General features: G+C 41.9%; 18 protein-coding genes and 1 other annotated feature. Of the genes, 16 read left to right on the top strand and 2 right to left on the bottom strand.

Annotated features, from left to right (window positions below; translation table 11 throughout):
- The first annotated feature begins 136 nt into the window (after positions 1–136).
- On the top strand, positions 137–1,453 hold the full coding sequence (locus O3617_RS03320; RefSeq protein WP_302942259.1) for a pyridoxal phosphate-dependent aminotransferase: 1,317 nt from the start codon (positions 137–139) through the stop codon (positions 1,451–1,453).
- 68 nt (positions 1,454–1,521) lie between these two features.
- Here the strand turns inward: O3617_RS03320 and O3617_RS03315 are convergent, their stop codons facing one another.
- Positions 1,522–1,983, bottom strand: coding sequence for a helix-turn-helix transcriptional regulator (locus tag O3617_RS03315; protein WP_302942258.1), 462 nt, complete (start codon positions 1,981–1,983; stop codon positions 1,522–1,524).
- A 511-nt stretch (positions 1,984–2,494) separates the two neighbouring features.
- On the opposite strand from O3617_RS03315, the gene O3617_RS03310 reads away from it, so the two are divergent.
- From O3617_RS03310 to O3617_RS03250, 13 genes are all read left to right on the top strand, one after another.
- Positions 2,495–3,802, top strand: coding sequence for an FAD-dependent oxidoreductase (locus O3617_RS03310; RefSeq protein WP_371448643.1), 1,308 nt, complete (start codon positions 2,495–2,497; stop codon positions 3,800–3,802).
- Complete coding sequence (locus O3617_RS03305; protein WP_118354208.1) at positions 3,799–4,077, top strand: ferredoxin family protein; 279 nt, start codon at positions 3,799–3,801, stop codon at positions 4,075–4,077. The genes O3617_RS03310 and O3617_RS03305 overlap by 4 nt, the downstream gene beginning before the upstream one ends.
- A 4-nt stretch (positions 4,078–4,081) precedes the next feature.
- Positions 4,082–5,086 carry an electron transfer flavoprotein subunit beta/FixA family protein gene (locus O3617_RS03300; protein ID WP_371448641.1) on the top strand — a complete coding sequence of 335 codons (1,005 nt, stop codon included), beginning with the start codon at positions 4,082–4,084 and terminating at the stop codon, positions 5,084–5,086.
- Positions 5,086–6,081, top strand: coding sequence for an electron transfer flavoprotein subunit alpha/FixB family protein (locus tag O3617_RS03295; protein ID WP_371448640.1), 996 nt, complete (start codon positions 5,086–5,088; stop codon positions 6,079–6,081). The genes O3617_RS03300 and O3617_RS03295 overlap by 1 nt, the downstream gene beginning before the upstream one ends.
- A gap of 370 nt (positions 6,082–6,451) precedes the next feature.
- Complete coding sequence (locus O3617_RS03290) at positions 6,452–7,228, top strand: Fic family protein (protein ID WP_371448638.1); 777 nt, start codon at positions 6,452–6,454, stop codon at positions 7,226–7,228.
- Positions 7,229–7,425: 197 nt separating this feature from the next.
- Positions 7,426–8,184 carry an SDR family NAD(P)-dependent oxidoreductase gene (locus O3617_RS03285; protein WP_371448636.1) on the top strand — a complete coding sequence of 253 codons (759 nt, stop codon included), beginning with the start codon at positions 7,426–7,428 and terminating at the stop codon, positions 8,182–8,184.
- A gap of 136 nt (positions 8,185–8,320) precedes the next feature.
- Positions 8,321–8,920, top strand: a complete 600-nt coding sequence (locus O3617_RS03280) for a hypothetical protein (protein ID WP_371448635.1) — start codon at positions 8,321–8,323, stop codon at positions 8,918–8,920.
- 46 nt (positions 8,921–8,966) lie between these two features.
- Positions 8,967–9,551 (top strand): hypothetical protein, encoded by a 585-nt coding sequence (locus O3617_RS03275; protein WP_371448633.1) that lies wholly within the window; start codon positions 8,967–8,969, stop codon positions 9,549–9,551.
- A gap of 178 nt (positions 9,552–9,729) precedes the next feature.
- Positions 9,730–10,680, top strand: coding sequence for an ABC transporter permease (locus O3617_RS03270; RefSeq protein ID WP_371448631.1), 951 nt, complete (start codon positions 9,730–9,732; stop codon positions 10,678–10,680).
- Complete coding sequence (locus O3617_RS03265) at positions 10,673–11,482, top strand: ABC transporter permease (RefSeq protein WP_371448630.1); 810 nt, start codon at positions 10,673–10,675, stop codon at positions 11,480–11,482. Before O3617_RS03270 ends, O3617_RS03265 begins: the two co-directional genes overlap by 8 nt.
- Before the next feature lie 65 nt (positions 11,483–11,547).
- Positions 11,548–13,062, top strand: a complete 1,515-nt coding sequence (locus tag O3617_RS03260) for an ABC transporter substrate-binding protein (protein ID WP_371448628.1) — start codon at positions 11,548–11,550, stop codon at positions 13,060–13,062.
- Entirely contained in the window at positions 13,055–13,822 is a 768-nt protein-coding gene (locus tag O3617_RS03255) for an ABC transporter ATP-binding protein (RefSeq protein ID WP_371448626.1), read from the top strand. The genes O3617_RS03260 and O3617_RS03255 overlap by 8 nt, the downstream gene beginning before the upstream one ends.
- Before the next feature lies 1 nt (position 13,823).
- Positions 13,824–14,564 (top strand): ABC transporter ATP-binding protein, encoded by a 741-nt coding sequence (locus O3617_RS03250; protein WP_371448625.1) that lies wholly within the window; start codon positions 13,824–13,826, stop codon positions 14,562–14,564.
- A 147-nt stretch (positions 14,565–14,711) separates the two neighbouring features.
- Here the strand turns inward: O3617_RS03250 and O3617_RS03245 are convergent, their stop codons facing one another.
- Positions 14,712–15,059, bottom strand: coding sequence for a hypothetical protein (locus O3617_RS03245; protein ID WP_371448624.1), 348 nt, complete (start codon positions 15,057–15,059; stop codon positions 14,712–14,714).
- Between the two features lie 233 nt (positions 15,060–15,292).
- Here O3617_RS03245 and O3617_RS03240 point away from each other — a divergent pair, with 233 nt between their 5' ends.
- Positions 15,293–15,925, top strand: coding sequence for a hypothetical protein (locus O3617_RS03240; RefSeq protein ID WP_371448622.1), 633 nt, complete (start codon positions 15,293–15,295; stop codon positions 15,923–15,925).
- A gap of 346 nt (positions 15,926–16,271) precedes the next feature.
- Positions 16,272–16,679 carry a hypothetical protein gene (locus tag O3617_RS03235; protein ID WP_371448620.1) on the top strand — a complete coding sequence of 136 codons (408 nt, stop codon included), beginning with the start codon at positions 16,272–16,274 and terminating at the stop codon, positions 16,677–16,679.
- A gap of 216 nt (positions 16,680–16,895) precedes the next feature.
- Positions 16,896–17,099, top strand: a binding site (T-box leader).
- Positions 17,100–17,380 lie beyond the last annotated feature (281 nt).

Below are 17,380 nucleotides of genomic sequence, written 5' to 3'. Positions count from 1 at the left end.
CTGTAAGCTACTGTGATAAAACTATAGATTTTCTATTGTAAAAGCACTATAATAGAATGTATCTATATATATCAATGTATGCGTATTACAGCCTTATTTTTGTGAAAGGCGTTTATTTAGAGGAGTTGGATTCTGTATGGAACTACCGGTTTTATCCCCGTACATGATGGCTCGTAAGCCGTCGGGGATCCGCATGGGACAAATTAAATTTTTAGAGCGAAAGAACCCACCTATTTTGGTTAATGGTTCTATTGGTAATGTTATGCGTCCTATGCATCCCGCCATGCAGCGCCGACTATTTACTCTAGGCGGACCAAATAGTCCTTTCAGTACAGGCATCGTGCCATATGTACCAACAACGGGTACTGATGAATGTCGCGAAGCATTCTTACATATCTTACGTAGCCAAGGTTTTGATACAACAGGCCTTAATGTACTTGTCACAGATGGCGCATCCATGGCGATGGAAATCATCATGCTTGGCGTTTGTGGCGGTGCCGGTGAAGAGGAACGTCCTCTCTTGATGTTCAACCCTTCCTACACAAACTATGATGCGGTAGGTCATCGCATTGGTCGTAAAACGGTAACCGTAGAACGTCGCCTCAATGAAAATGGCAAATTTGAATTGCCATCCATTGAAACCGTGGAAAAACGCATTATAGAAACAAAACCAGGTGCACTGTTGATTATTCCTTACGATAATCCAACAGGTCAGCTATTCAGCAAGGAAACCTTGATTGAATATGCATCTTTGTGCGTAAAGCATAATTTGTGGATTATTTCTGACGAAGCCTATCGTGAATTGGCCTACGAAAAAGGCAAGGAAACATCCAGTATTTGGACATTGACGAATAAGGATGTACCGGGTATCGAAGGCCGTCGTATCAGTCTTGAAACGGCTTCCAAGGTTTGGAATGCTTGTGGCCTTCGCATTGGTGCTATCATTACAGACAATGCATTGTGCTATGAAAAATCCGTTGCTGAATATACGGCGAACCTCAGTGCCAATACACTTGGTCAATATATTTTTGGAGCCTTGGCACATGAGAGCCACGCTGAGCTTCATAACTGGTATGAACAACAACGCGATTACTACCGCGAAATGATTTATGAACTTCACAAGGGATTCAAAGAGGTAGAACCTGATTTCATTATTTCTAATCCAGAAGCGTCCATCTATTTCGTTATCGACGTACGCAATGTAGCAAAACCTGACTTTGACGGCGTAGAATTTGCTGCTTGGTGTGCTGAACATGGTCGCGTAACCTTGGATGATGGCAATGACTATACATTGCTCATGGCTCCACTTAACGGATTCTACAGTGGTGCCGATAGTGAACACAATCCTGGTAAGACACAACTTCGCGTATCCTTCTGTGAAAATCCAGATCTTTTAAAACTAGCGCCTGTATTGCTATCTAAACTATTTAGAGCATACGAAGCGCAACGATAAATAAAAAGGAGCTATAATGCTGAGAATAATTCTAGCATTATAGCTCCTTTTTTGATTCCTTATGATATTTAGGTATTATCGTTTTCATGGTCTAGTCCCTTAGTAGCTATGCCAACAGCCTGTTCTTCTTCAAGCATAGAACCATCCTCTATTGATGGATAGGATGTGTCTTCTAAGGTTACTGTTTCCAATAATTTGTCGATATTATCGGCTTGGATGGATACTTCTCTATTGTACCATTCGCCAAACTGGCGGATAACTTTTTCATTGCGCCTATAATAGGTGTATTGGTCAATTTTTCGCGATTCCACAAGGTCTGCACGCTCTAACATAGTCATAAATGTAGATACAGACGATTGGGATACACCACAGCGTTTTTGGATACTCTTAACGCTAACGCTGTTTGGAAAATCGATGAGAGTTTTAGAGTGCACTTGAACACCGAATTCTTGCTCTGGGTGCTTGAGCCACAATATAATATCTAACCGATGTGGATTGGATAATGCTTTCAGAATTCTTTGCGGATCCATATGGCCTCCTTGAGGTAAATACCAAAATGTTGAGTGCCTTACTTTGACCGTGGTCTTGCATTATGCGGTCGTATTATATACGCGTCTTGCTCCGTATAGAGGTTGTTACTTACTTTTATCATACGCTAATTTTTATGTGAAAGCTAGGAAAATTTATAAATTTTTATGGGACGGAGGTGTGGGTTTCCAAAAGTCTCCACCGGCCGGGTCTGACTTCGCCCTTCGGGCTTCGCAGGGCCAAAGTCAGCTTTTGGCAGTCCCCATTGCCTCTCCAAAAACTTTAGGTGTGAGAGAGGAAAGGCCTGCGTTTCACGCAGGCTTTCAAATTGATTTTATAAGCAACTTCGGAAATAGTATACTTAATGGGCTGGTCTCGACCAGCCCATTTATTATTTTCTTATAGAATTTTCATGTACCTATGGTATGTTAAAAAGGTATTTTCAATCTGTATCGTGAATATATAATATATAGACTTATGTAAGTTAGGCTTTCATAAAAAGGAGCTGAGTATATGGCAATAGATCGAAATGAGAGATTTGACGTCATCGTCGTGGGGGCAGGGCCGGCGGGTGCTGCAGCGGCGTTGCGTTTGGCGGAGCAGCGTGTGAAGGTGTTGGTCATTGAGCGCGGGATGGCGCCAGGTGCTAAGAATATGATGGGCGGTCGTATTTATACGCATTCCTTAGAGAAATTGGTGCCGGATTTTAGGGACCGTGCGCCTCTTGAAAGAAAGGTGACGAAGGAACGCATTTCCATCGGTGCTGGTAATGAGATGACGACCATTGAATATAGTTGCCAAGATGTAAAAGAAAATGAAGAGTCCTACGTTGTGTTGCGTGCCAAATTCGACAAATGGCTTGCTGAAGAGGCTGAGAAGAAAGGGGCTTTGCTCGTTTCTAATGTACAGGTAACAGAGCTTATCACGGAAGGAGAAGGCAAAAAACGCCGCGTTGTAGGTGTGCGTTGTCATGATGATGAGGTGTATGCAAAGCTTGTTATCATCGCAGAGGGTGCCAACACGGTGCTCTTAGAAGAGGCTGGTTTAACTGGACCAATCGATCCTAAGACGATGGCTGTGGGTGTGAAAGAGGTATATAAATTCAAAAAAGAGGACCTTGAGAATCGCTTGATGCTATCTAGTGATGAAGGCATGGCCTGGCTCACGTTGGGCGATATGACAGATGGTCTACTAGGCGGTGGCTTTATATATACGAATAAGGATAGCCTTTCTGTAGGCATGGTGGTCGGCCTTGAGGACATCGGATTGGCAGACAAATCTGTTGACGAAATGTTGGAGGCTTTCACCAGTCATCCTAGAATTGCACCGCTCTTGAAGAACGGTCAATTGAAGGAACACAGTGCTCATCTTGTGCCCGAAGGCGGCTATAAGGCGATGCCAAAATTGGGTGGCAAGGGTTACATCGTCGTTGGCGATGCAGCGCGGATGTGTATGAATCTGGGGTACACGATTCGCGGTATGGACCTTGCTATTGAGTCCGGTATGTGCGCAGCTGAGGCGGTCAATGTGGCGCTGCGCGACGAAAATATGGACCGCGTTACTAAATTGTATGAAAAACAAATCAAGGCATCTTGGTTGCGCCGCGATATGAAATTGTATAAAAATATGCCAAAATTCTTGGCCACTAATCCGCGTATTTTTAATGAGTATCCTGCATTTGTAAACAATCTTATGCATGACGTATTCACCGTAAATGGCGACGGTGCGGTGCTGTTGATGAAAAAATTGTTGCGCCGCGTGAGCGACGTAGGCCTATTCAGATTGATTCGTGATGCATGGAAAGGGGTGCGTTCCCTATGAAATTAGAAGAGCGTTTGGGCGCGAATAAATATTATGTAGATGAAACGTGTCCTCACATCATTATTGATGGTGAAAGTGTAAGCCGCGAAGAGGCGATGAAGCTCGTGAATGGTTGTCCTGCAGGTTTATACACATTGCAAGAGGACGGCACGCTTGCTTTTGATTTTGCCGGTTGCCTCGAATGTGGCACATGCCGTGTGTTGTGCGGACATACGATTGTTAAATCTTGGAAATATCCTCGAAACGCCAAGGGCGTAGAGTTTAGACAGGGGTGAGTGCATGGAATTATTAGTCTGTATAAAACAAGTACCGGATACGTCGGAAATTAAACTGGATCCGGAAACAAATAATCTCATCCGCACAGGCCTGCCAAGCATTGTAAACCCTTATGATATGCACGCGCTTGAGGCGGCTTTGACTGTGAAAGACCAAATTGAGGGCAGCCGCGTTACGGTTGTGACCATGGGCCCTCCACAAGCGGAAGAGGCGTTGCGTCAATGCTTGGCGCTAGGCGCTGATGATGCGGTGCTCGTAACGGACCGTGCCTTTGGTGGTGCCGATACATTGGCTACCAGCTATACGATTGCATCCGCTATCCGTCATATTCAACGAACCATGAATCGTCAATTCCAAATCATTTTCTGCGGTAAACAAGCCATTGATGGCGATACAGCACAAGTAGGCCCTCAAATTGCAGAGGAACTCGGCATGGCGCAAGCCACCTATGCTTGTGAATTTTCCGTAGATCAAGCTGCTCAAAAGGCGATTGTAAAGCGAGAACATGAGAATGGTTACGAAGTGATTGAGGCGCCGTTGCCATTGCTTGTGACGACGACGGCTGAACTCAATGAGCCTCGTCAACCTGGCCTTTGGAGCTCTATTTACGCAAAACGATATACGATTAATCATATTACCTTGCGGGATATGCCTCATATTGATGAAAGCCGCATTGGCCTTACCGGTTCCCCAACACGGGTGCGCAAGGTGTACCAACCACCGCTTCGTGGCAAGGTAGAAATGCTTTCATCTATCGACGAAGGGGCCAAAAAGATACTCGAATTGGCATACCACATCAAGCCTGAAAAGTTCGCACACCTCTTAGTGCCAAATGATGCACCGGTTGTAGAGGCGCAAGACGATGAGGGCATCGACGTAAACGACCCTGTACAGCGGGCCGCATCCGTTGAAAGCGTAGTGCCTAGCGAACCTAAGGCAGTAGATCCAAATACATTCGCTGCAGAGGCTGCTAAGGCTGATGCTGTTTCAAAAGGAGGTGACCGATAATGACAAATTTTGATGAATACAGAGACGTTTTCGTCGTAGCTGATACCATTGATGACGTAGTGCATCCAGTTACGTATGAACTTATCGGTCAAGCCCGCCGCATCGCCAAGGAATTGGGCCAACTCGTGCAAGTGATGCTTCTCGGCGAAAACGTACAAGCTGAGGCGGAGGAACTCGTGGCTCATGGCGCCGATATTGTTCACGTTTTTGAAAGTCCGCTCTTGAAATATTACACTACGGATGGCTATACCAAGGTATTGACGGACTTCTTTGAAGACCATAAGCCGAATATCCTTTTAATTGGTGCTACCAACAATGGCCGTGACTTGGCACCGCGCATGTCTGGCCGCATGCAAAACGGCGTTGTAGCAGATTGCACTATCCTAACGGTAGACACAGAGGAGGGTCTCGTAGAATGGACCCGTCCTGCTTTAGGTGGCAATATCTTGGCGGAAATCATCTCTCCAAACCACCGTCCACAAATGGGCTCTGTACGACCTAATGTATTTAAGAAACCAGACCGCATCGCGGATAGCTGGGGCCGTATTCAACTTGAACAATTTGACCTCGAGCCGGAAGACATTCGTACAAAACGGTTAGATTTCATTCCGTTTAGCAAATCTGGCTATAACATCCAAGAAGCGGATATTATCGTAGCTGGCGGTCGTGGCATGGGCTCAAAGGAAAACTTTGATAAACTCTACGAACTTGCCGATGCCATCGGTGGCGTCGTAGGTGCTACACGTCCACTCGTTGAAAAGGGATGGATTGAACTGCCATACCAAGTGGGCCAAACTGGTAAAACCGTAAGCCCTAAACTCTACTTGGCATTTGGTATCTCTGGCGCTATCCAACACGTGAGCGGCATCTCCGGGGCCGATACAATCGTGGCCATTAACAACGATCCGAAGGCGGAAATATTCCAACACGCGAACTATGGGATTGTTGGGGATTGTATAGAGGTTCTCAACGATATGTTGGCGCATTTAAAATAGAACATAAAAAGATTGGGCCCTTAGCTTAATTGCTGTAGTAGAAAGGCCCCCTTCCGAAAAACTCCACCGGCCGGGTCTGACTCCGGCCTGCGGCCTCCGCAGGGCCAAAGTCGTTTTTCAGAAGGGGGCCTTTCTTTCTTCTACAGTCAATACAGCCGTAGGCCCAATCTTTTTATGTTTCCCTTTAAATTAACGCCTACATATTCGTTAGTAGGGAAAGGGCCAAAGTCGTTTTCAGAACCCTATCGGTTCTTTGCGTTCTAGATTAGTCTATTTTAGCGCCAACATATTTGTTGGAATAATACAAGTAGAAATATGGTAAAATGATGTTATAAATATGATATTTGAATGGATGTAGGGAGGTGATGTTGTGACCGCTGATAGTAATGGTTATGTAGGTTTTGATTTGGCATTGTTTATCGCTGAGAAGTTGCGGGCTCAGTTTGTGTTTGATATGGCACAGATGGAGGGAAACACGGCAACGTATCCGCAGGTTGAGACGATTGTGTGTGGTACTTCTGTGGCGGGGCTCAGTGTGAGTGAAACTCGACAGATAGATAATATTAATCGTGGCTGGCAAGCCTTGATAGAGGATTTGCGCTTAAAACGATTTCAGATTAATAAGTTAGTGGCTATCGAATATAATAAGTTGGTTTCTGAAAGTGAGAACCGCCTAGGATTTGGTAGTTTTCGCAATGCACCAGTAGCTATAGGTGGTACAAGTTACACACCGCCAAATCCTTTGGATTTAAATTCCTGTTGGGACGAATTAATAGCTAGGTGCCAAGAGCTAGAGGATAATCCGTTGGAACAATCGCTTCTATTATATGCCGAGATGGCTCGTAACCAGTTCTTTGGCGATGGTAATAAACGAACTGCTCTGCTCATGATGAATGGAAACCTTATTCAGAATGGATTATGCCCAATTACGATAACAAAATCTCGCGAAGTAGAATATCGGACTGCTTTAATTGGATATTATGAAAGCCCTGAGCAACATCGCATTCAATTCTTCGATTTTCTAAAACAAGAACAACAAACCATGCTAAAACGCTGGGGCTATGAAATCCAAGATGTAAGTAAATCCGAACTTGGTAAAACAATCGATACAAATCCAAAAGAAGGATCCACAAAACATAAATTATAATTGAGGCCCTGAATTACTTTCTTTCCCTTTTCTCGTAACGAAAATCTTTGCGGGAAATAAGGATAACGTTTTTTAAACAGGTTCTGAAGGGTTTCCAAAACCGACTTTGGCCCTGCGAAGCCCGTAGGGCGTAGTCAGACCCGGCCGGTGGAGGTTTTGGGAGCCCTTCAGAACCGTCTTTTAAAGGAGGAATACTTATGAACCGCAAAATTTTCGTTACAGGTGCTACTTCTGGTATCGGCCTCGAGTGTGCCCGTGCATTCGCCAAGGATGGCGATAATTTATTACTTGCTGGTCGTCGTGCAGACCGTTTGGCTGCGATTAAGGAGGATTTTGAGCAGCAATATGGTATTCGTGTTGATACGCTTGTTCTCGATGTGAGCAAACGCGAAGATGTAGAGTCCAAGGTTAAACCTGCTATTGAAGCGTTCGGTGGTGTTGATGTGCTTGTAAATAATGCAGGTCTTGCACAAGGGCTCGATCCATTCCAAGATAGTACCGTAGAAGATGCAGTCACAATGATTAATACGAATGTATTAGGACTTCTTTATGTAACAAAGGCAGTACTTCCTTTCATGATTGATAAAAATGAAGGTCATATTGTGAATATGGGCTCTACAGCAGGGATTTATGCATATCCAGGTGGTGCCGTTTACTGTGCAACAAAGGCGGCTGTTAAGATGCTAGCTGATGGTATTCGTATGGATACTATTGCTACAGATATTAAGGTTACAACGATTCAACCAGGCATCGTAGAAACTCCATTTAGTGAAGTACGATTCCATGGGGATGCAGAGCGTGCTGCATCTGTATATGCTGGTATTGACGCGGTACAGCCTCAAGATGTAGCTGACGTTGTGCTTTACGTAACAAACCAACCAAAACGCATGCAAATTACAGATGTAACTATCATGGCGAACCAACAAGCGGCAGGCTTTATGGTTCATAAGAAATAACAGACTATTATACTAAACTTGTTAAAATGATATAGGTAGCATTTATTACTTTAAATCCTACATCATTTAGGATATATTTGTTAAGTATATTTTGATAAATATAATTTTATAAAATTTGTTTTTGGAGATTGTTGTTATGACAACAAAGATAAAGCCATTACTAGTGGCTTCTTTAGCATGTGCAGCTATTGGTTTCTATAATATTACTAGTGCTCACGAGCCATCTGATGGGGATCGTTCTGTGCCTATGACTGGTGGAATTTCAGTTGAACCTACGGAACCAAATTTTATTATGCCGAGTCCTATACATGTTTTCACCACAGTTAAAGAAGCGGCGGAGTATATGAATATTACACCACAGATGCCAAAGTTGTTACCTGTAGGCTTTAATATTCAATCTGTCATCACTTTAGAGAAAGATATATTACAAGTTATGTATGTCTACAAATCTGGTGCGGATCCATGTTATAATCAAGATGGAGGCGCATATATTATATATCGTTCATCTAAGTTAACTGGTGATATCAGTGGTGACCATAAAATTCATAAGGTTATAGAAACTGAAAGTGTAGATGGTACGAAGGTTACTTTCAAAGGCAGTGACAAAATGGTTTATCTTGCATCGTGGATGAAAGATGGACAAAATCATTCTTTAGATTTTTATCGCCCCGTTACACGAGATATGGCGAAGGCTATTATCCGTAATATTGTTGAGGAAAAATCACATACAAAATAAATGTGTTTTTAATAATTTTTATGTTACGCGAAGGGAGATTATACTCATGGTTAAAAAATTTGTATTAATGGCAGTTGCGTGTGCTTGTGTAGGTTCTTACACTGTTGCTGGTGCGCAAGGTACTTTTGATGTAAAACCAGATCCAGCTAAACCTGTAGTTGCAGAACAGGCAGCGCCAATGGTTGGTATGCCAAGTCCTATTCATGAGTTTAGCACTATTGATGAAGCTGCTAAATACATGAATATTACACCTCAATTGCCTAAGGTATTGCCTATAGGCTATAATGTTAAGTCTGTAAGTACTATCAAAAAAGATGTATTACAAGTAGTATATGTATACCAAGCTGGTGAAGATTCTACTCGCAATCAAGCAGCAGGCAAACGTATTGTATATCGCGTAGGTACTACAAAAGGTGATATCAGCGGCGATTACAACAATTATAAAGTTACGGCTACTGAAAAAGTAAACGGTACAAAGGTTACTTTCAAAGGCGGTAATTATATGGTATACCTTGCAACATGGGTAAAAGATGGTCAAAACCATTCCTTGTACTTTGAACGTCCTGTCAATCGCGATATGGCGAAGGCAATCATTGCTAACACCGTGGCACCAAAAATGCATATGCAATAATATAACTTAAAATGTATACATATAAACAGCTCCTTTTATGAGGGGCTGTTTTTTCGTTATGTGAAACTTTCATAATGAGAATGGTTGTAATATACCTGTATGGGTATACATGGATGTGCATATTATTGCTACAATAAAAGTGTATAGTTTCCTAGTGATAAAGGAGGTGGGTGATGGATTGTATCGATTACTATTACAACGTTTGGTGAGTATAGTTGGTATTTTATTGGTCGTCACGATTGGTACATTTGTATTGATTAAATTATCGCCTATCGACCCGGTGGCAATGAAATTTAATCTCGTGGGTGCCACGCCTGATCCGGTGTTGGTGGCTCAATTAAGAGAACAATTAGGCCTCAATGATCCGTGGTGGCAACAGTATGTGCGTTGGCTTGGACAAATAGTACGGGGGGATTTTGGGGAATCGATCCTGTATTCAATGCCGGTAATCACATTGTTATCGGGGGCCTTGCCTAATACATTGGGCCTCGTATCACTAGCACTTGTCATGGGAATTGTAGTGACTATTCCACTAGGGATGCTGTCCGCCAAGTATCAGGATTCATGGGTGGATCATGGTGTACGATTATTGACGTTTCTAGCCTTAGCGATTCCTAGCTTCTGGGTGGGCCTATTGTTGCTCTACTTATTTGGTGTTAAATTACAGATTGTATCAGTAACGAACACAAATGGTTTTTCTGCTTATATATTGCCAGCTGTTACATTAGCTCTATGGCTATGTGGACTATATATCCGTCGCTTGCGTAATGCTATTTTAGAGATATCCAGGCGTCCCTTCGTACAAGGGGCGCGTGCATTAGGTTTACCAGAGTGGATGGTATTTACTCGATATATATTCCCTCATGTAGCACTGATGTTATTGCCTATGATGGGCGTAACGATGGGCGCTATGCTTGGTGGCTCTGCTGTTATTGAAACAGTATTCGCCATCAAGGGTATTGGGTACATGATGGTACAAGGCATTATGGCGCGAGACTTTGTATTGATGCAAGGCTATATCATTTGGATTACATTGGTGTTCATTATTATCAATATCATCATTGATGCATTGAGTTATTGGCTAAACCCTAAACGAAGGGCCGCTATACAAGGAGGCTCTTATGAATAGACAAAAGCCGTACACCTTATACATTATGTTAGTCTTAGCAGCTTTATGGATTTTACTATTCCTCTGTGCTCCATACATAGCTCCATTTAATCCAGAGGCTACGAATGTGGCAGACCGGTTGCAAGATATTAGTAGCACGCACTTATTAGGCACTGATCAGCTTGGCCGTGATGTGTGGTCTCGCATCTTATATGGCGGTAAAGTATCATTAGGAATTGCTTTCATCATCATTGGTATTAGCGGTGCCATCGGTATTGTCATCGGTGGCTTGGCAGGATTTTCTACGCCTTGTATTGACCGCTGGCTATCTCGCTTGATTGATTTGGTGTTAGGGTTTCCGAATATGGTGATTGCCATCGCGTTCATCGGTATCATGGGACCTAGCATTCCGAATGTCATTATTTCCTTGTGTATTACAAAATGGGCAGAATATGCGCGCATTACACGTGGTCTTGTACAGATTGAATGCCACGCGGAGTACATTACCTTCGCTCGCATGTCGGGCGCATCAAATCTGCGCATCCTGTGGCGATACATTTTGCCAAATGTGCTGCCACCCCTATTGATTGTAATCATTCAACATCTCGGAGACGTTATTATCTTAGTAGCAAGTTTCTCGCTTATCGGCATCGGCGTACAACCGCCAGATCCAGAGTGGGGCACAATTTTACTAAGTTCCCGAGATTTCCTACAAACGGCACCGTGGCTACTTATTTATCCAGGGTTCGCTATTTTTATTACCGTTGTTTTATTTAACTATATTGGCGATGCGTTGCGAGATGCTCTCGATGTGTCTCGTTAACCGTGCTGTGTATAGATTTATATGGTGAAAGCCTTAACAGGCGATGTATTTTTGAAGGAGAAATTATGAAACGTTGGTTATTAGTATGTTTAGCTATGCTGTCTATGGTAGCCCTCTTGACGGGTTGTGGCAGTGATACGGCTAAGCAAGGAAAACACATGAATGTTGGTCTGTATTGGTTTGGTGAAACATTAGATCCAACCCACGAATGGGATGCATGGACATTGACGCGTATCGGTGCTGGTGAAACATTGGCAACTGTAACTCCAGACATGAAATTTGCCCCACAATTAGCAGATTCTTGGGAAAACGTGGACCCTACAACTTGGAAATTCCACATTCGTGAAAATGTAAAATTCCAAAACGGCACACCTATGACGCCACAAAAGGTAAAAGAGTCCATCGAGTACACAATGAAACAAAGTGCTCGTTCTGCAAAAGCTGTTAAGATTGAGTCTATCACTGTAGATGGTCAAAACTTGATTATTAAAACGACAGAACCTAATGGTTCCTTGTTATCTAGCTTAACTGAACCTGCATTTGTCATCATGGACACAGCAGATCTTAAGGACGTGGCTACTAAACCAGTTCTTACAGGCCCTTACAAAATTAAATCTTTCACAAAGGGTGAATCCATTGAACTAGAAGCCTTTGCAGATTACTGGGGCGGCAAACCAGGTCTTGATTCTGTAACAGTCAAAGATATCGAAGATAACAATAAACGCGCGATGGCATTGCAATCTAAAGACGTTGACGTTATCCAAAAAATAGATTCTGCTAACCGCAGCTTGTTCAAGGATGGTTTCAATATTCAAGACATCGCTGGCGTACGTGTTTTTATGTTAAAAATAAACCAAACTGCAGCATCTCCATTACATGACAAAGCTGTACGTAATGCAGTAGCTCATATCATTAACTACGATTCTATGGCAAAAATTATCGGTAACGGTTCTACACCAGGTGCAGCACCATTCCCACCATCTGCTAACTTAGGCTACGATACAATTGCTAATAAAGCGACAACAGATGTAGCAAAAGCAGACCAAATCTTAACACAAGCTGGTTATGCTAAAAATGCAAATGGCGTGTATGCCAAAGATGGTAAGGAATTATCTCTAACACTAGCTGTTTGGGGTAAGGACACAAGCATGTACGAAGAAATTCAACAAGAATTGAAACAAGCGGGTATCAATGTAACGCTTAAGAAATTACAAAGCCCTGATGAAGTGGATACACTTGGTACAGATGGTTTTGACTTGGTAGAACGCAACGTTATTACTATGTCTACAAATGACCCTTACTGGTTCCTCAGCTTGTTCTACAAATCTGGCGCAAAAGCAAATGTTGGTGGTTATACTAATCCTCAAGTCGATGCGTTAATCGACCAATTATCCGTAACATTTGATCAAAACGAACGCTCTAACATTGCAAAACAAGCACAACAAATCTTGGTTGATGATGTGGCAGATATTTATTTATTGTATCCTAGTGCAACTGTGGTATCCACATCTAAAGTTAAAAATGTACCAGTACATCCAATCGACTACTACTTATTAACAAAGGATTCTACTATTGAATAAATCGGATTGCATTGTATTTGATGATGTAACAATTGCATATGGTACGGAAGAGGCGGTACGCCATGTATCCTTCTCCGTGCCTCGTAGCGAGGTCTTTGCCATCGTTGGTGAAAGCGGATCTGGTAAATCTACGCTAGTCCGTGCCGCCTTTGGCATGTTGAAACAAGCTACTATAACAGGTCAAATTTTGTTAAATGGTATCGATATTTCTACCTTGAGCGATGGCGATTGGCGACAATTACGGGGCACAAAGATTTCTATGATCTTTCAAAACCCTAGTGCTTATCTCAATCCAAATCGGACCGTAGACAATCACTTTAAGGATTTGTTTCGTGCCCATGGTGAAAGCTATGATGCTAACCGCGTCATCGATATGCTGAACCTAGTCCATCTTGATGGGGGCGACCGTTTATTAGCATCTTACCCATTCCAGCTGAGTGGGGGGATGCAACAACGGTTAGCCATAGCATTGAGCCTTATTTTGAGACCTACCATCGTCTTTGCCGATGAACCGACTAGCGCCTTAGATATACTCGTGCAAGCCTCTGTGTTAGACCTTATGAAAGAGGTTACACAAGCCCTTGGTGCAACGGTCATTATCGTAACCCATAACATCAAGGCTGCTGCACGCATTGCAAATAGCATTGGCGTCATGAATAAAGGTCAGCTTGTTGAGGTAGGACCTACCGAAGCGGTTATAAAGCATCCAAAAGATGAGTATACCCGTGTACTGTTAGACTCCGTAATGAAAGTGGTGTAATATGATTCAAGTCGAGCATATAAGTAAACAATATACGAACCACCATCATACGATTCGTGCCGTACATGACGTATCCTTCTCTGTGGCTCCAAATGAGCGTGTAGGCATTGCTGGAGGTAGTGGATCTGGTAAAAGTACACTTCTCAAATTAATTGCGATGCTAGAAAAACCTACTTCTGGCACCTTAAAACTATTTAGAGAGGATGTTACATCCATCCAAAACCATAGAGATATCTATCAATCCATGCAGATGATGTTTCAAAATCCTTTGGCCATCATTCCGCCACGGATGAACTTAGAAGCATTTCTGCTAGAGCCATATATCAACTATGATCTTATGGATATGGCTATAGCAAAGGACGATATCAGAAAATGGATTCAACACGTAGATTTACCGGAATCGATTGTTCAAAAATACCCTCACGAAGTGAGTGGAGGTCAGCTACAACGTGTTGTACTGGCGAGAATCATGTTGATGCAGCCTAAATTAGTACTTTTTGATGAGCCTACATCAGCCCTTGATGCGGTGAATCAAAAGCTGGTACTAGATTTATTACAAAAACTTCACAGGGAACAACCCTTTGGCTACGTATTCGTCAGCCATGATATTGGACTTTTACAAGCCGTAACAGACCGAATCATCGTTATGAAAGATGGGCAAATCGTAGAAACTATCGAATCAAAACGACTTAAAGAAGCGGTACACCCATATACAAAAGCACTTGTGGAAGCAAGTTTATAAAGAAATGCCCCTGTTTGGATATGCTATTCTTACTGGAGAACCAGTAAAGGTGGTACATATCAATGTCAGACAGGGGCTTTTTTATGAAAAAGTGGTTATCTACAATGTGTAGGTAACCACTTAATAGCAAATATGTAGTTTATATGATTATGCAATCTCTGCTTTCAAATCAATAATGTTTTTAGCAGCCACGCAGCCAGGGCAATCACAGAACTCTGCACCTTGTGCTTTAATGTCTTTAGCGTGTTGTAATAGATTAGCTGCACCTTCTGCACCAAGGATTTGTGTAGCTAGTTCAGAACCAGCAAAGCCGATTGTTTCGTCAATAAGTGCAATGTTTTGTTCTGCTACAGATACAAGTTGTTTGGTAAGTTCAGCTTGTTCAGGTTTGCCTTCTGCATTAATCCAAGATTGAGCGAATTTCTTTACTGTTTCATTGCTTGTTGGTGCGTCCAATAAAGCTTGTACGAGTTGTGTTAATTGTGTATGTGTCATGATGATCTCCTTTTATAAACTATTAACTATAGGCTAGGAACCGTGCTGTAACTAGTATCATATGAGCACCTATTCCTTTTGATGAGTTCATTATAGCACTTACAATAATTTTGAATAGTAGAATGATTTTAGATAGATACTATCAAATCAGATAGATTTGTGGTGTTAGCTGCTTCAAATTTTAATGATATAATTTATTTAATACATGTAGTTTGTTTATATGGGAGTAAATTATGAAAAAGGTAGTATGTGCACTGGCTGCATTAGTTTTCATAGGTTCTATCAATAGTGTCGACGCAGATGACTTGATTCGGTTTCGTCTCAATGGTAATTCTATTTATGACCAGCCTTATGGTGACCGAAATGAGTTTCCTTGTCCAGATAGACTTGGAAGTTGCAGCATGACTGATGAGGATTATAGAAGCACTCGCAAAGGTCAAGCGATAGAGGTTTTTGACACTGTATATGAGGCTAAGCAACATTTGAACTTTAAACCGCAGTTACCAATTGGAGTAGAGGGACTCCGCCCTGTACATGTATCTATTGTGGATCATGACGTACTACAAGTTGTGTATGCCTATCATGAGCTTTTAAAAGGAAAATACTTTGACCGTGTAGATGATATGCCAAAGTATATCAAATATCGCGTATCTACTTTATCTGGTAATATTGCAGGTGATTATAAGGATTACGTGCCTCAGAAAACAGAGATTGTAAATGGCATAATCGTGACTTATCGAATAGTGGATGACTCCGTATACCTAGTATCATGGGAACATGAGGGTCAGAACCATGTGTTCTTATTTAATGAGCCTATTTCTATTGAACGGGCTAGAGAAATGATTAACAGTGTAGGTACAAATTAAGTTTATTGCTGCACTATCTTTTTGAGCATGATTAGCTTATAATATACCTATAAAGAGAGCCCATTAACGTGATTAGGGCGTTAGGCTCATCTAAAACTGAACAAAATTATGATGGCGCCTAACGTGTTAGAGGACTGCACTCCTCTATACGTTAGGCGTTTATCGTTGTACTACTTAACTAGTGCAATGATAGTGACTACTGATAACAGAATTATGATAATTACATAGGTAACTTCATGATTTGTCATAGTATCACCTCCTCGCGGAGATGAACCTAACTCACGTCAATCGACTCTCTTCTTAATTAGTATAGCAAAAATTGATACTAAAAATAATGGAGTTTCTTATGAACGCAGATAATTATAAAGTTTCAACGTTGTCATATATAGAAAATGCTAGCAACAAGATAATGGAAAAGTACAATATAAAAGCACAATATGAAACGGAACCACCTCATGGGGATGCTATATATTCCATTACTATAAAGGAAAAAGTAATGCCGTTTTGGATATATGGTAGAGATGTTACTTTCATAGGTAATAACATGGTTATGGTTGAATCTGTACAATGTAAAACTTGGGATCCCATAGAAACCATCATTATTGATTTAGAGAATGAAGTGTATGCGGGTTTAAAGGAATGGTATACAGATATTTCATTTATTAATAATCAAATAGAGCTATCTAATCAAGTGGTAAAAATGGATAAAAGAATTCTAAATGATTTTGAGAATTTAGAGTGGATGAGCTTTTAAGATTGATTGCGTAGAGGGCACATTGACTATACTATAGTGAAGTGTTATTCTATATATGACAAGGGATGTCAATATGTGACATAGTCTCATATGAACGAAAAAATAGCAGGGCGGGCACCCTGCTATTTTTATTGTGTTATATTGACTCAGTAAATCTTCATCATATCCTAATTGACATAACTCTATAGAATAAAGTACAATGTCTTTATATCTTAAATACAAGCTATGAATGGGTATAAAGGTTTACAAATCCTGCTTTCAGAGAGTTGCCGGTTGGTGCGAGGCAATAGAGGTTGTACGCTGACACTCTCCCGTGAGCTTTGATGGCGAATACAGCAGTAGTCATCGACGGTGGTGCCGTTATAACCGAAACGAGTCCCAATTAGGGTGGTACCGTGTTATGTATATAACGCCCCTTTGAGCAACGACAGTTGTTCTGAGGGGCTTTTTTTATACTCTCAAATACTGGTCGGAGCCTCCACCGGCCGGGTCTGACTTCGGCCTACGGCCTTCGCAGGGCCAAAGTCGGCTGCGACCAGTATTTGAGAATATGTATTCAGGACGATAACGGTCTTCGGCTTAGGGCCTCGACCTACTAAAGTCGCTTGCGAGCACGCACTTTAATTCTACGTCTTGTTTACTAAACTTTCACAATAAATCGCTACAATGAGTTGTTAATTAATGATAGGAAAAGGTGGAAA

It is taken from the genome of Veillonella sp. 27098_8_77 (assembly GCF_041431535.1).
Taxonomy (GTDB): Bacteria; Bacillota; Negativicutes; order Veillonellales; family Veillonellaceae; genus Veillonella.
The sequence above is the reverse complement of the archived record's forward strand: the minus strand, read 5'-3'. Positions and strand labels throughout refer to the sequence as shown.